15 protein-coding genes are annotated in these 14,758 nt (G+C 59.1%); 11 read left to right on the top strand and 4 right to left on the bottom strand.

Annotated elements, in window-relative coordinates; all coding sequences use genetic code 11:
- Positions 1-52: 52 nt before the first annotated feature.
- The 10 genes from sctJ (at position 53) to ACVW1C_RS27865 (ending at position 8,552) form a co-directional block, all read left to right on the top strand.
- Positions 53-829: a type III secretion system inner membrane ring lipoprotein SctJ gene (sctJ, locus tag ACVW1C_RS27820; RefSeq protein ID WP_456763194.1), complete on the top strand. Its 777-nt coding sequence runs from the start codon at positions 53-55 to the stop codon at positions 827-829.
- Between the two features lie 22 nt (positions 830-851).
- Positions 852-1,472 carry a nodulation protein NolU gene (locus ACVW1C_RS27825; protein WP_456761088.1) on the top strand — a complete coding sequence of 207 codons (621 nt, stop codon included), beginning with the start codon at positions 852-854 and terminating at the stop codon, positions 1,470-1,472.
- On the top strand, positions 1,469-2,092 hold the full coding sequence (gene sctL / locus ACVW1C_RS27830; protein WP_456761089.1) for a type III secretion system stator protein SctL: 624 nt from the start codon (positions 1,469-1,471) through the stop codon (positions 2,090-2,092). The genes ACVW1C_RS27825 and sctL overlap by 4 nt, the downstream gene beginning before the upstream one ends.
- Positions 2,089-3,444, top strand: a complete 1,356-nt coding sequence (sctN, locus tag ACVW1C_RS27835) for a type III secretion system ATPase SctN (protein ID WP_456761090.1) — start codon at positions 2,089-2,091, stop codon at positions 3,442-3,444. Before sctL ends, sctN begins: the two co-directional genes overlap by 4 nt.
- A complete protein-coding gene (locus ACVW1C_RS27840) occupies positions 3,420-3,956 on the top strand; it encodes a hypothetical protein (protein ID WP_456761091.1) in 537 nt (178 codons plus the stop codon). The genes sctN and ACVW1C_RS27840 overlap by 25 nt, the downstream gene beginning before the upstream one ends.
- Before the next feature lie 57 nt (positions 3,957-4,013).
- On the top strand, positions 4,014-5,069 hold the full coding sequence (sctQ, locus tag ACVW1C_RS27845) for a type III secretion system cytoplasmic ring protein SctQ (protein WP_456761092.1): 1,056 nt from the start codon (positions 4,014-4,016) through the stop codon (positions 5,067-5,069).
- Positions 5,062-5,727 (top strand): type III secretion system export apparatus subunit SctR, encoded by a 666-nt coding sequence (gene sctR, locus ACVW1C_RS27850; RefSeq protein WP_050420712.1) that lies wholly within the window; start codon positions 5,062-5,064, stop codon positions 5,725-5,727. The genes sctQ and sctR overlap by 8 nt, the downstream gene beginning before the upstream one ends.
- Position 5,728: 1 nt before the next feature.
- A complete protein-coding gene (locus tag ACVW1C_RS27855) occupies positions 5,729-6,004 on the top strand; it encodes an EscS/YscS/HrcS family type III secretion system export apparatus protein (RefSeq protein WP_025038819.1) in 276 nt (91 codons plus the stop codon).
- A gap of 698 nt (positions 6,005-6,702) precedes the next feature.
- Positions 6,703-7,518 (top strand): type III secretion system export apparatus subunit SctT, encoded by an 816-nt coding sequence (gene sctT, locus ACVW1C_RS27860; protein ID WP_456718427.1) that lies wholly within the window; start codon positions 6,703-6,705, stop codon positions 7,516-7,518.
- Positions 7,515-8,552, top strand: coding sequence for an EscU/YscU/HrcU family type III secretion system export apparatus switch protein (locus tag ACVW1C_RS27865; RefSeq protein WP_456761093.1), 1,038 nt, complete (start codon positions 7,515-7,517; stop codon positions 8,550-8,552). Before sctT ends, ACVW1C_RS27865 begins: the two co-directional genes overlap by 4 nt.
- Positions 8,553-8,734: 182 nt before the next feature.
- On the opposite strand, the gene ACVW1C_RS27870 is transcribed toward ACVW1C_RS27865, so the two are convergent.
- From ACVW1C_RS27870 to ACVW1C_RS27880, 3 genes are read right to left on the bottom strand one after another with little or no spacing between them, the layout of a single operon-like run.
- Positions 8,735-9,367, bottom strand: a complete 633-nt coding sequence (locus ACVW1C_RS27870; RefSeq protein ID WP_456728256.1) for a CpaD family pilus assembly lipoprotein — start codon at positions 9,365-9,367, stop codon at positions 8,735-8,737.
- 9 nt (positions 9,368-9,376) lie between these two features.
- Positions 9,377-10,837 carry a type II and III secretion system protein family protein gene (locus ACVW1C_RS27875; protein WP_456761094.1) on the bottom strand — a complete coding sequence of 487 codons (1,461 nt, stop codon included), beginning with the start codon at positions 10,835-10,837 and terminating at the stop codon, positions 9,377-9,379.
- A 26-nt stretch (positions 10,838-10,863) separates the two neighbouring features.
- Positions 10,864-11,553 carry a response regulator gene (locus tag ACVW1C_RS27880; RefSeq protein ID WP_456761095.1) on the bottom strand — a complete coding sequence of 230 codons (690 nt, stop codon included), beginning with the start codon at positions 11,551-11,553 and terminating at the stop codon, positions 10,864-10,866.
- A 117-nt stretch (positions 11,554-11,670) separates the two neighbouring features.
- On the opposite strand from ACVW1C_RS27880, the gene ACVW1C_RS27885 reads away from it, so the two are divergent.
- Complete coding sequence (locus ACVW1C_RS27885; RefSeq protein WP_456761096.1) at positions 11,671-11,874, top strand: hypothetical protein; 204 nt, start codon at positions 11,671-11,673, stop codon at positions 11,872-11,874.
- A gap of 1,693 nt (positions 11,875-13,567) precedes the next feature.
- Here ACVW1C_RS27885 and ACVW1C_RS27890 read toward each other — a convergent pair.
- Positions 13,568-14,548, bottom strand: coding sequence for a hypothetical protein (locus ACVW1C_RS27890; RefSeq protein ID WP_456761097.1), 981 nt, complete (start codon positions 14,546-14,548; stop codon positions 13,568-13,570).
- Between the last annotated feature and the right edge of the window lie 210 nt (positions 14,549-14,758).

Here is a 14,758-nt window from a genome sequence, read left to right on the forward strand (position 1 = left end):
TCGGCCCGCGAGCAAGCGGCTTCATGCTCTTGGTCTGCTGCTGCTTTTACCGATGCTCACCGGTTGCAAAGCCGATCTGTATACCAAAGTTCAGGAGCGTGACGCCAACGAGATGCTTGGGCTGCTACTGAGCAGGGGTGTCGATGCCATCCGGGTTATCGGCAAGGATGGGACGAGCACCATTCAGGTCGAAGAAAAGCAGCTCGCCTATTCCATCGAGTTGCTAAATGACCAGGGCTTGCCGCGCCAGCCCTTCAAGAGCCTTGGTGAGGTGTTCAAGGGGTCGGGGCTCGTTGCCTCTCCGGTTGAGGAGCGGGCCCGCTACGTCTATGCCCTCAGCGAAGAATTGTCGCGCACGATCAACGAGATTGATGGGGTTCTCTCCGCCCGTGTTCATGTCGTTCTGCCGAAGAATGATCTTTTGCGGCAGGATGCAACCCCGTCCTCGGCGTCGGTTTTCATTCGGCACGCCTCCAACGCGAAGCTCTCAGCCTTGCTACCGCAGATCAAGATGCTCGTCGCCAACAGCATCGAAGGTCTATCATACGACAAGGTGGCGGTCGTGTTCGTGCCCGTTGAGCGGACTCAGCATGAGGCCTCGGTTACGCCAACGGCAGCTTCGAACGAGTCAACCAGGTTCGTCTCGGCTCCCATTGCGATCGGAGCAGGAGGTGCGCTCGCCGTATTGGGCATCCTATCTTGCGTACTGCTGAGCGCACGTGGGGGCCAACTTCGCCAATCCTGGCGTAAGCTGATGAATCTCGGCAGTGGTGCCAGCAAGCCAGCGGTCCAGTCCGTCGGCAAAAAGCTCTCCTCCGATGCGAAGTAGGCGGGCACTCAGGTCCGTATCGATGGTATCCCCCGACCAAAATCATATACTCAACGCGCATTCCGATCGCCTGCGCGAGCTTGCCGCCTTGATCCATCCGAGCCGTTTGGCCGGCCATCTTGATGGGCTCCTGTCGGAGGCCACAGTACTGCAGTTGCAGAAGACTCCGAGGCTGCAGCAAAGACTGGCCGAATTGCTGCTGAAAAGTGAGGAGGCCTCGAACGGAACTGACTGGGGCAGGGACGTTCTGCTCGGGCATGATCCGCGTCGGGCGGCCCTGCTCGCTGGCAGTATCTGGCACGCCCGCTCGGTGCTGAAGCTTGTGTCAAAGCATGATGTGGCGATTCTGATCGAAAATATTGGTGCGGAAGCACATGCTTTCTCAATCCGACACTTATCTGGTGCGGTCGCGACCACATCGATTGTCGATCCGCATAAACTATCGAGCCAGATTGAACATGACGGACTTGCCTGCCTTGGTGCCTGGCTCAAGGACGCATCAGAGCTTGACCGTATGCGCGTCCTTTTCCGTTTACCTGTGGGGACCGCCGCCGAATCCCCAGCAGCCGAACACCACAACGCAGCGAGTCGTTTGCTGTCTTTGGTGGTAGCCCACTTGGCCAGCGAGGCGCCAGCGGCATGACGGCCGATGAAATAGCCCGGCCAGACAGCCCACGGATACGGCCGCTTGGTCCACTCATACCAGCCGCGGAACTTGGCATCTGGTACGATGCGGTGCAGACGCGTGCGCTAGCCGACCGCTATCTGCGGCAGGTTCGCAGCTGGGCAAGCAAAGCCCATCAGCAAGAGCGGGAGCGCGGCCACAGCGAGGGTCTTAGGTCAGGATCGGACGAAATGGCACAGCTGATCGCCCGAGCTGCTTCCGATGTGGCCCGGCGAAAAGCCGTTCTGCAGCAGGAGTTGCCACAGCTCGTCCTTGAGATATTGACCGACCTGCTGGGCTCCTTTGATCCCGGCGAGATGCTGGTAAGGACCGTTCGTCACGCCGTCGAGCAAAGATATGGCAGCGCAGAAGTATGCCTTCGCGTGTCTCCTGTGAACGCTGATGCACTAAGACATGAATTCCAGGCGTTCGACGGGACGGATGGTCGGCCGAGAGTCAGAATTGATCCGGACCCGGCTATGGGGCCTGACCAGTGCGTTCTGTGGAGCGAGTTCGGCAATGTGGATTTAGGACTTGCCGCACAGCTCCGCAAATTGCGTCTCAGGCTTGATCCGTCCTCTCAGGAAGGCGAATCGTGACGATGCAACGATCAGACCATGATCAAGCGGCCGGAGAAGGAGATTTGCATGCGGCGCTGGCATCTGTAAGGTCCGCAGCAAAGGATGTCGATACGCGGGCTGTGCGGGGACGGATCACGCGGGCGATCGGCACGTTACTTCATGCCGTATTACCAGGGGCCCGTGTCGGAGAACTTTGCCTGTTGCAGGATCACGCATCCGGATGGGCGCTTGAGGCCGAAGTCATCGGTTTGTTGGCGGATGGGGTTCTGCTGACGCCTATCGGCGATATGGTGGGCCTGTCACACCGCGCGGAAGTGGTCCCAACCGGGCGCATGCAGGAAGTGTCAGTCGGGCCCGGCCTGCTCGGTCGCGTGATCGACAGCTTCGGCCGTCCACTCGATGGCAAGGGGCCCATAAAGACGGTCCATACTTGTCCGCTCCGCGGCAGGGCACCCAACCCGATGAAACGGCGTAGCATCGAGCAACCATTTCCTCTCGGCGTTCGCGTGTTGGATGGGCTTCTGACGTGTGGCGAAGGTCAGCGGATCGGAATCTATGGAGATGCTGGGTGCGGTAAGTCGACGCTGATGTCGCAAATTGTAAAAGGGGCGGCCGCTGATGTCACCGTAGTTGCACTCATAGGAGAGCGCGGCCGCGAGGTGCGTGAATTCATTGAGCGTCATCTTGGAGATGCCATGGCGCGCACGATCGTTGTCGTTGAGACATCCGATCGATCCGCAATGGAGCGGGCGCAGTGCGCTCATATGGCGACCGCACTCGCGGAGTATTTTCGTGATCAAGGACTGCAGGTCGTTCTAATGATGGATTCGCTGACGCGCTTTAGCCGTGCGATGCGCGAAATCGGCCTCGCCGCGGGAGAACCTCCGACCCGGCGCGGCTTTCCTCCTTCCGTCTTTGCGCTGCTGCCCGGTCTGTTGGAACGTGCCGGTATGGGGGAGCGGGGCTCCATCACGGCATTCTATACAGTGCTTGTCGAAGGTGACGGCACGGGCGATCCGATCGCCGAAGAGTCGCGCGGCATCCTCGATGGTCATATCATTCTTTCGCGCGCACTGGCTTCGCGCGAGCATTTTCCCGCCATCGACGTGCTGTCGAGCCGAAGTCGTGTCATGGATGCGGTCGCCTCCGCGCCACATCGCAAGGCGGCCTCCGTCTTCCGCGATCTGCTCTCGCGCTACAATGAAGCTGAGTTCCTGATCAAGGTCGGTGAATACAAGCCCGGCAGCGACCCGCTGACTGATCGGGCAATCGAGGCAATCGAGGAACTGCGCGCATTCTTGCGCCAGGGACAGGACGAGCCGTCCAGCTTTGAGGAGACCGTTTCATGGATGTCGCGTCTCACGGCCTGAATCCCGTGCAAGCGTCGAAATTGCGGCTGGTGAAAGACATGAGGGAGCGAAGCGCGCTTCGTGAATTGTCGAGCATGGAAAACAAGCGCCGAATTGCAGCCGACGCGCTGCAGCGGGCGTCTGAGGATCTTGAAGCCACGCAGAAGCATCGCGCCAAGGTCGAAGCTGAACTTTATCGGGAACTGGCGCAGCTCGAGACAACGTCCGTGACCGAACTCGATCGACGGTGTCACCTCGTCCTTGGGCGACTGGCAGCAGAGATCGAATCGGCGCGTCAGGCGCTTGTGCAGGCACGCATCGCGCACGAGGAGACCCAGCGGGCGGTGAATGAAGCGCGGGCACTATGGGCCGGGCGTTCGGCGGCGAGCCAGAAATGGCAAGAGATTGAGGGAAATGTCCAGCGCGCGACCGCCGTCCGTTCGGAGTCTGCGGCCGAAATCGACGCCGACGATGAAGTTTTGCTCCGATATCAGGGTGGTTCGCGCAGCCAGACGATCGGCGGGGCATTCTAATGGCTGGTTCTGTTATGACGTCGCGAACTGCGCCTGTGCAGCCTGTCGGTAAGTGCCGTGGCTGAACCCGCACTCTTTCAGCCAGCGGTGAAGCTCGCGCATGAAGTGGTCTCGTGGGTCAACGAGATTGCCGCACGGCGCACCGTCCTGCAGAGCCGCCTTGGCGACAAGCCGCTATCCATCCGTGTGAGCCGGCTTGTCTGGCAGGCCGAGCCATATGCCATGTCGATGCTCGACTGCGTATTTCGCGCCGGAGGCGAGACAGCTGTTTTGTCCTTGCCTCGCCTTCTCGTCGAGACACTGATTTCAACAGTCCAGCAGGGCCTTACTTTACCCTCCGACCCCACCCGCTCGCTCGTTCTCGAGCTTGCACTGGCACCCTGGATCATTGGATTAGAGAACGTGCTCGCATCGAATGTGCAGCTGATCCGCATCGAAGACGCAACGGCGAAAGACCCCTATCTGGAGCTCGATGTTGCCATCGGAGCGCTGGCAGGAAAGGCCCGCCTGTTCTTGTTCGCGCCTCTTGACGGTCTGATTCCTTCTGCGTTTCGCTTGTTGGGCGAGTTGATTGGCCAATTACCGCGAGAGCAAGGCAACATTTCGTCGGAATTGCCGGTCGTGATTGCGAGAGAGATCGGCTCGCTGCGGGCGCCTGTCAGGCTCCTTCGCCAAGCACAGCCCGGCGACGCACTGCTGCCCGACGTCATTCCCTTTGCCCATAGCCAGCTGATCCTCACGGCGGACAGGTTGTGGGCGCCGGCGCAGGCCGCGGACGACAGACTTGTCCTTCGCGGACCATTCCGCCTGCAGCCCCATCCTCTAAGGTATGTAGATATGACGATACGCTCTCAAACGGAACAAGCAATCCCGCCCTCGGAAGCCGACATCGACAGTGTTGAGATCACGCTTGTCTTTGAATGCGGCCGCTGGCCTATCCCGCTGGGTACGTTGAGAAGCATCAACGAGGGACACGTGTTCGAACTTGGGCGGCCCCTGGACGGTCCAGTCGATATTGTAGCCAACGGTCAATTGATCGGCCGGGGCGACATCGTGCGCATCGGTGAGGCGCTTGGGATCCGGTTACGTAGCAGGTTGGCAGTCAATGGTTGACATTCAACCGAGCATCCTTGCGCTTCTTGCGGCGACGGTCGGCCTTGGCCTGCTGGCGTTCGCAGTCGTCACAACGACGGCCTTCATAAAGGTTTCTGTCGTTCTCTTCCTGGTTCGCAACGCGCTTGGAACTCAGTCCATACCGCCGAATATCGTCCTGTATGGCGCTGCATTGATTCTTACCGTGTTCATAGGGGCTCCAGTGTTCGAACAGACTTACAATCGCGTGACCGATCCGCAACTTCGCTACCAAACCGCCGACGACTGGTTGATCGCCGCCAAGGAGGGCAGCGAGCCGCTGCGCGCCCACCTCAAAAAGTTCACCACTGAGGAACAGCGCACGTTCTTCCTGTCATCGACGGAACATATCTGGTCGGATGAGATGCGCGGCAACGCATCAGCTGATGATTTAGCAATTCTCGTGCCGTCCTTTTTGATCTCGGAACTTAAGCGTGCATTTGAGATTGGCTTCCTTCTCTATCTTCCGTTCATCACGATCGACCTGATCGTGACGACGATTCTGATGGCCATGGGCATGTCAATGGTGTCACCAACAATGATATCCGTTCCTTTCAAGCTCTTTCTATTCGTCACAATCGACGGCTGGTCGCGGCTCATGCACGGATTGGTGTTAAGCTACGCAACGCCCGGAGGTTGAGATGGACGAAGCCAGCATCCTCACCCACCTGAGCCGATCACTTGTCCTGTTCATGATCTGGGTTCTGCCGCCGCTCCTGGCAGCTCTCGTGGCCGGATTGGGTATCGGCATCGTGCAGGCAGCAACCCAGCTGCAGGATCAAACCTTGCCACTGACAGTGAAGCTCCTCGTCGTCGTCGCGGTGCTCGTTCTGTTTGCCCCGGTGCTGAGCGCGCCGCTAATCGAGCAAGCCCAGCATATCTTCACTGAGTTCCCCGCGCTCACAGCGAGGTATTAGTGCGGGGAACGCAAGGCTGACCAAGCCTAAGCTATGGCGTCGGGTTTGTCTGTCCTCATTGTGAACCGCGACCAGAAGAGGCGAGTTTCGTCAGCTTACCGAAAGCTCGCCTCACTAGCATGGGACAGATAGATATCCGAACTGTCCTGTTCGGCTCTATGGGCCTTCGGAGGAAGAATGATCTCATCTGAAATTGACATCCACTCAATTCAAATCTTGCTCACGATGGAATAACCTGCGGTAAGGCCTGGCCCTCGATGTCTAACCTGGCGAGTTATCAACTAGGGGGACAGGCGAACCGCTTTGATCTCAAGCGGCCGCACGGTTTTGACGTTCTGATGGATCATGCCGCGATGAAGGTGCCGCCCGAGAGCGATCGCCGCAAACTGTTGAATTGATGGAAGCTCCGAAGCTCCAGATCATCAGCACCGCCCTGCGGCCGGTGAGACCCGAAGGAGCTTGGCTTGCTGGCCTTGCAGCGGCGCTATTCGGCGGGTCCTATCTTGAAATGGTCATACCTTATTGGCGACAGCCGTGGCTGCGGAGAGTTAAAGCTCATGACCTGGCCCGGCGCTAGGTATGTCGCTCTGCAACCGCTAGGAGACGAGGTAGATGACCAGCAGGGTGCTTGACGACTCGCATCATGGCGAGGCACGGGCGATTAGATTGGCTTGAAGCGAGCGCCGCGCTGAGCTCAAATGGATGCGTTGTCACCCACCGAGACGCAAAGTCTGGTTCAGACTGCCGTCGAATTCGTCGTTGCGGCCGGACTTGGCGCGGCCCGGGCGCTTGGCATTATGCTGGTTCATCCGGTATTCACCCGGCCGCACATTAGCGGGATGATCCGCGCAAGCGCGACGGTTGTGATTGGATTGCCTTGCTTGATGCAAATCAAGAGCGGCTTGCAGACGCTGGATCCCGGCACCCGTATGATTGCGGTCGCGCTCCTCGGTGTGAAGGAGATATTTATCGGCCTATTATTCGGCTTTCTGCTCAGCATACCACTTTGGAGCATCCAAGCGGTTGGTGACATCATTGATACCCAGCGCGGCATCTCAAGCCAGGTAGACGATCCTGCGACGCGCAGTCAAACCTCCGCAATGGGGCTCTTTCTCGGAACTGCGGCGGTTACGATCTTTGTTGTATCGGGGGGCCTGCAGACAATGGTCAGGTGCCTCTACGGAAGTTATCTGATCTGGCCCGTGTATCGACTGCTACCGCCCCTGACCGAGCAGGGGGCAATGGAGTTTATCAAGCTTCTCGACCATATCATGCATACGACCCTCCTGGTCGCCGGGCCCGTGCTGGCTCTGCTGCTTCTGATCGACGTATCCCTCATGCTGCTCGGGCGCTTTGCGCCGCAAATCAAGCTGAACGATCTCTCTCCGACTATCAAGAATGCCGCCTTTGGCATCATCATGGTGAGCTACGCCGTCTTCCTGATCGAATATATGGGAGCCGAGATCGTTCAGTTCGACGGTGTGCTGGAGTGGCTCGAGAAGTTCTTGAAATGAACGACACGAGTGAAGAGAAAAAGCTTCCACCAAGTCACAAGAAGCTGAGGGACGCGCGTAAGAAAGGGCAGAGCCCGCGCAGCGCCGATTTTGTGACCGCGGTAAGCCTTTGCGCTGGTTTCGGCTGCCTGTGCTTCAGGGCGGGCCCGATCGTAGACGCATGGCGCGAAGCGGTGCGGCTCATCGACAAGCTGCAGGGCCGGCCGTTCAACAGCGCGGTCGGGCAGGCGTTGGTCGGATTGATGGACCTTTCTATGGCAGCCGTAGCTCCCATCCTGGGTGCGGCGTTGGTTGCGGCCATCTTGGCCGGCGTCTTGGCCAACGGCGGGTTGACGATTTCCGTCGAGCCGTTGAAACCCAGTTTTGAGAAATTGGATCCGGTCAAAGGGCTGAAGCGGATTGTCTCCCAGCGCTCGCTTGTCGAGCTTGGAAAGTCCCTCGTCAAAGTATTGGTTCTTGGTGCCACGTTCCTCTTCACTGTGCTCGCAGGTTGGAGGGCACTGGTCTATTTGCCGGTGTGCGATCTAAGCTGCCTTGGTTTTGTCTTTAACGAGCTGAAAGTACTGATAACGATTGCTGCCGGCGCCTTTTTGATTAGTGGGCTGGGCGATCTGCTCATTCAGCGTTGGTTGTTCCTGCGCGACATGCGCATGACGCAGAGCGAGGCCAAGCGCGAGTCCAAGGAACAGGATGGTAATCCGCACATCAAGGGTGAACACCGCAGGATCCGTCGCGAGTCGGCGAACGAGTCTCCGCTCGGCATCCACCGGGCAACATTGATACTGAGTGGACCGGCGACGGTGATTGGGCTGCGCTACGTTCGGGGCGAGACAGGCGTCCCGGTGCTGGTGTGCCGCGGTGAAGGCGCGGTGGCGTCACAGTTACTGGCGCAGGCGCGGGCCCAGCGTCTGAGCATTGTCGAGGATCATGTGTTGGCGCGGCAGCTGATCCGCAAAGGTGCGATGGGCAAGGCCGTTCCGATGGATTGTTTCGAGAGAGTCGCAAAGGCGGTGTTTGCCGCCGGCCTTGTATAGCGTCGATACGCTCAGACCTTCGGGCAAAGACCCTATGTCGCAGAACCTGGTACAAGCTGCGCGATCCAAGGACAACGGCCGAGCAAAGACAGGATTCCAGGAGCCTCGTCGGCCCATCGCAAGACTGATATGGAAACCAGAGTGCCCAGCGTCGTTCGTCCTGCCCGGATGTTGCGAGCCGCTTATTGGGTTTCTGGCGCCCCCCTGTTTTGGGTTCCACCCTCCAAATTGCTGCGATTGCCCGTCGCCGCGGGCCCACGAGCTGTGATGGGAAGCACTGCACGATCACCGCTGGTCGGCATGACGGCGCCATTGCCTAGCAGGTCGCCAGGATCGTTGACCATGACTGCGAGGTTATTGCGGACTGAGCAGCCAAGCGTTGGATCGAACGAATTGTCGCCTAGAGAAGGGCCGGTGACAGCGAGCGGCGGACAGACGGCAGGATGTGCTTCGTAGGTAATTGCCTCGATCCGGACCCCGAAATGTGCGGGTAGATCGACGGGAGAGGCGGACAGGCGGATATTGTAGGGGGCAAGGCCCATCGCGCGCGCCTCATGGGCAACCTGCGCTACGAGCCGCGGTGAGCCGGCGACGTCGAGTTGGAGTGCATCGCGCCGGCCGCGGCTGGCATTCGCAATGAAATCCCGCAGGCCGTACCTCTCGTTGCGACGAAGATTTTGAAGCAGCAGGACACTGGTCTTCTGCTCCACCCGAGCCGCTTGTCCAGCCGGTCCGGAAGAAATCGCAGCACTATTTGCACATCCGCCAAGGGCCGCCGCAACTGCGATCAAAAGCCATAGGTGTCGCAAGGTCATTGGCAGTCCTCATTCAATGATAAAGCCGGCACCGACGGTTGCACCCGATCTGGCCGTGCCGGGCGCCGCCTCACGGCCCTTCGATGAACCAGCCAGCGTATTCGTCAGGGTGCGCCCTGCGTCCGAAGGCGGCCCGATGCGATCAGTTGGAGCGCTCATCTTGCCCGGGCCAGATCCCGGTCGGACGATGTAGGGAGTGACAATGATGACCAGTTCGGTCTCCTGCTTCTGAAATGAAGAGGAGCGAAACAGCACACCAAGGATCGGAACATCGCCTAACCAAGGAAAAGTGTCGATGTCGGTACTGAAATTGCGCCTGATGAGCCCCCCAATGGCGAAGCTTTGACCGCTGGCAAGCTCGACGACAGTACTGGCACGACGCGTGGAGAGGCCGGGCACCTTTATTCCGTTGACGTTGACCTCGCTTTCTTTCGACAGTTCGCTGACTTCAGGCTTCACATGGATATTGATCTGATTATTGCTGAGGACGGTTGGGACGAACTCTAGGCTGATTCCGAATTGTCGGAATTGGACCGAGACTTGCCGGTTGTCCTGCATCACCGGAATCGGAAATTCGCCACCTGCCAGAAAACTTGCGGATTCCCCGGACATGGCGGTCAGGTTCGGTTCAGCCAGGATCGAGGCGAGGTGCTCGCTGGCGAGTGCGTCGAGAATAGCGCTCAGGTTGGTATTGCCAGCGCTGTACCCGATGCCGATCGTGCCGCCGCCGCGGGCCGGCCCGGAACCGCCACTTTTTCCGGTGTTAAGGAAAGCGCCGTTCGGACCGGAAGCCGTGAAGTTGATATTGAGGTCCTTGACGGCACTGCGGGAGACTTCTGCCACCCGCACACTCAGATTCACCTGCAGCGAACCTGCCACCTGAATCTTGTTGACGACCAGCGCACCCGGACCGAGAAACTGCTCGGTCACCTTCCTGGCCGTCTCGACGATATCGGCGTTGGGAGCCGTACCGCCAAGGATTGCGCCGCGTGGGGTATAGCTGACCTGGATCGGATAATCGCCGATCTCGGCCTTCAGCGTGGCACGCAGGTCCTCGATCGGCTGGGTGACAACGACGCGCAGCTCGGCGAGAGCCTCGCCGTTTTCGTTCAAGGCGAACAGGCTGGTTCGTCCGGATTTTTTGCCAAATACGAATATCGTGCTGCTCGATGGCGCCTGATAGTCCGCGATCGCCGGGTCGGCAACAAAAATGCTCGCTGCCGGCGCGTTCAGATGAACCGTCTTGCCCTGTGAGGAGGTGAGGTTGAGCGTGCCGGTGGTGCTGCCAGGCGCCGCACGTGGCGGCGGCTCTCCTTTGCCGTCCCATTTTGTCTCGGCTGCGCCGGCAAGCGGAAATAGCAGAGCAAGTCCGCACAGGACGTGCCACAAGCGGGGCAGAGCGGCAGAGCGTTGCGCGATCATGACCATCGGCGGCAGATTGGCGCCGGCAGCATTCTTGACGACCTTCAAGGGATTGTTGCTTTCAAGTTAGATTGCTAGGCAGCCGATGCCGCGCCGACGAGTTCAAGGGTGTAGCCGACCCCGCGCGCGGTCTTGATCCTGAGCGTCGCACCGGCCTGGTTCAAATGCGCGCGTAAGCGATAAATCCCGACTTCCAGCGCGTTGGTCGAGACATCGTCGTCAAACGCATACAAGCTATCTTCCAGCGATGTGCGCGGCACGGTGCGGCCGGCGCGGTTGAGCAGATGTTCGAGAATGCACACTTCGCGCCGCGCAATTCTCAGTATCCGGCCGCCAACCGAGACTTGCCTTGCGATCGGGTCGAAATGCAGATTGCCGAATGTCACCACCGGCGCCGTCATTTGCGTCGATCGTCGCAGGATGGCTCGCATGCGGGCGATGAGTTCGTCGATAGACACGGGCTTGGGCAGGAAATCATCCGCACCTGCATTGAAAGTCGCAATTCGGCGGCTGAGATCATTGAGACTACTCATCATCATCGCCGGCATTGATCGTCCCTCGCGCCGCAACTGCTTCAGCCAATCCAGTCCGTCTCCGTCGGGCAAGACAGATTCGAGCAGGACCATGTGGTAGTTCGCGCATTCCAGCGCGGCCGACGCCTCATCCAGTGTGCGCGTCACATCAACGGCGAAGCCGCAATTCAAGAGCGCTTCCTTCACGGCGCGGCCAAAGTCCGCATGATGATCAACCAGGAGAATTCGCATTCATTGCCTCTCGTCCATCCTCGGCAGGACTTGAGCGTGTCACGGTTGACCATGTGGCTCGGTGGGCGGCCGCTTTGACGTGAATTCGAAAAGTCGGAAATGCCAGGATGGAGCATAGTGGCAGGCGATCAATGTCTGCCGGTCTATCGTCATCGGATAGGCGGCCTGCCGCGCATCGCGTCCGCCGGCGACACCGTTCAAAAGACCCTGCATGTTGGCTCCGCGATTTCCAACAAGGTTGAAAGCCTTGGCAGCGCGCTGATGCATCTGTGGGCCGAGGCCGCCGCCTGCAGGAGCGATTGCGCCAAACCGCGCGGGTGAAACGAAATCGCAGGCGAGAGCGGCTGAATTGGCCGAACAGACTAGCGAAGTTGACATTTGGAAACTCCCCCAATTCGTCTTAATCCGCGGTCGGTCCTGCTAGGCTGTTGAGCCTGTAGTGTCGTCAAGCCACGACAATGCAAGGTTTTTCGCGTTTTAAGACAGTTCACGCGCTGTGCATCTGGCCGATGTGCTGGAAGAAGCCGAGATGCACGACGAAAGATCAATACGCCTGTCGGCTGGATAGGCATCCTCTCGTTGGCCGGTGATTGCTGCGCAAGGTGCCAACCGTCCAGAAGTGCGGTCGCGCCGAAGTCCTCCCATGCCGCCGCGGAGCGAATGCTGCGAACGAAGGAGGAATCGAGTCCGGCGTTGCGAGCGCGCATCGCCTGAGGTGGTTACGCAGGCTCCGTGTCGTCACACGGGGTAAACCACGAAACAATGATCTGATCTCGAACTCGGCGTGTGACCGGCATGGACAAAATTGCGACTGCCCGCGTTCTTCTCGCCCGCTGGTTCCTGGCCTGGCTACGCGTGGGGCGCGTCGTCCTCCACTGTGCGCAGAGGCGATGCACGATGTCCGCTCTGAAGAGAAGCCATCGAGTAGTGTAACGAGGCGGAGCGGCCGTGCATTGAGTTTTTGAGACGTTCGCAATTCTTGCTACCTGTCAGGAAAAGTTCACGCGAGCGGGCTCTGTCGCGAGACTGTCGGAAATCCTACAATCTGACGCTACGTGAGATTCAAGTGCCTTTGACGACTGCTTGTAGCGGTACCATCAGGCTCGAAAGCATTGTGAGATAACGGCGACACAGTGTGGACCAGACCATCGACCTGCGCATGGCGGTCTTGCGCTATCCAGGTCGCGAGCATTCCGCCGTCCGACCAAGCTCAGCGCCAGAGCCATGGATGTGCACGAAGAGCCAGTCGTTCGTGCCAGGCTTTGGGCAAAGCCATGGCGTCACAATCGGACGATCGACGGATCCGCCTCATGCGTGGCAATTTTGCGGGAAGACCGGGGCAGGTATGCGTTCACGTGACGGGCATGGGCTAACAGCCGAGATGCGGACGAGCGATCGCGCGAGCCAATTTGATCATCAGGGAACTGAGGAGAGAATCGATTGCCAGACGTCATTTTGAATGCTGCCTCCATAGATCGTGATCGACTATGAGGCGTTTAGGCGTGCCCGGCAAAATCGATTGTTTTGATGGAACACATCCAGGTGACGGATCGGCCTTGCTGCAACAGTATCGCCTGTCGCAGACGAGTGAATAGCTGAAGCGATCGTGGCCGAAGCGTTGATCGCGCGTTCAATGTCAGGTCGAGTTAGCAAAAAGGGGCGATGCTTCGCGTTCAGAGGTTTACCTCATCACGCCTCCGGCCACGCGTGATGGCCACTAACAAATTGATGCCGTGCGATGTCAAAACGCAGCCAAGATAACAGGATGCGTCGAACGGCCAGCTCCTCCCGACCGTCGTAGTGCGACTTTCCCTCTCGGAGCCCTCAACCGCCCGTAGCGCATTGCGTAGGGGGCTGCCCCGTTCGATCGGGAGTTGATCAGACATCGGTCGCGCCACGCCCTATGCGCAAACTGTTACGCGTGAGGTGTGCCGTGCTCCAGGTCTACCTTGAGGTGGTTGTCTTGGTGCATGAACCCAAACGAACCTGCTAAATGGCGCGGTCGACAGAGTATCTATTCATTACTCCCGCGCTTGTAGGGATTTGCTTCGCTGGCGGTCCGATAGTTCTCCAAATTGCCGCCCAGGAACAGGCGCTCGGTCTCTCGGGTTGGAGTTCTGCCGAGTGAGCACATCAAATCGACATCCCCGTCGATGTGGTCCGGATCTTCGGCATTCATTCCAAGCCCGATGCTGCTCAGCACGTCGTCGGGCGTCCAGATCGCGGACTTCGGTACCGTGTAGGTGTGCAGCGCATCCGCATTGTTGGCGATCGCTCTCGCCCAAGGATCGCGCGAAACGGCGAGTTTTTCCGGATTCTCGACCAACGATACGAAGGCAGATGTGGTCGTCTGGCCGCGCATATGCCAGCCAGCTTGGCGCGCCCGGTCCATAGGATAGCGCTCCAGCGGGTATCCAACGGAAGAATGATCCCGAGCCGTGTTACGGACATGCGATATTGCGCTCGTGTTTTCTTCCGTGCGCGGCTTGCAATCGCTGTTCTGATTCTGAAAGCGCCGCAGTGTGACATATGACGACCCCGCCACGTCGTCGAATACGCGGTCCCGATCGACGGGGGGCGCGGTTACCGGTGACCAACGTGCCGATTGCTGCTCAGCAAGGTTGATCTCGTTCCGGAGCGCTTCAAGAGTGGCAGCCGTCAGTGTTGCGGCAAGTTGAGCGCGGGCGCTGACAAATGATGTGGCTGGATAGCAACCGGCTTCCGGGACCGCCTGGTTCGACGCAGACGACGACCTGCCAGTTGTGGAGCTTGCCACTGACGAGACTGAATCCGACCTTGGCAAAGCCGAATCCTTGTCATTGAGGTCCAGGTCCTCCAACTGCTGCTCAAAGCTTGCTTGATCCTCGGAACTGTGTGCCGGTGCGCTGGTCTGGGCGCTAAGCTCGTCTGATTGCCCGTCGACGTGGCTCGGCTGCTGCAGCACGTCGTGAACCTCGAATGGAGTGTCGGCGGCATTCCGGGGATCAACATTCATTTCAGTCTCCATTCGAGTGCCGGCGATTGGCGCAGACTATTGCAGGCGCAGCTTTCGAGAAGCTGACGGACCAGGCAGGAAGCCATTTGCCTTGGCCTTTGAGGGGAGCCGGATGGATTTGGTCAGTGAGGCGATCGTCAGCCAGAAGGAAGACGCGCAAAGCCAGGGATCACAAGTCGGCGCTGTCTTGTGCTCTCTGTCGTTGCTGTT

This window comes from Bradyrhizobium sp. USDA 4011 (genome assembly GCF_054063415.1).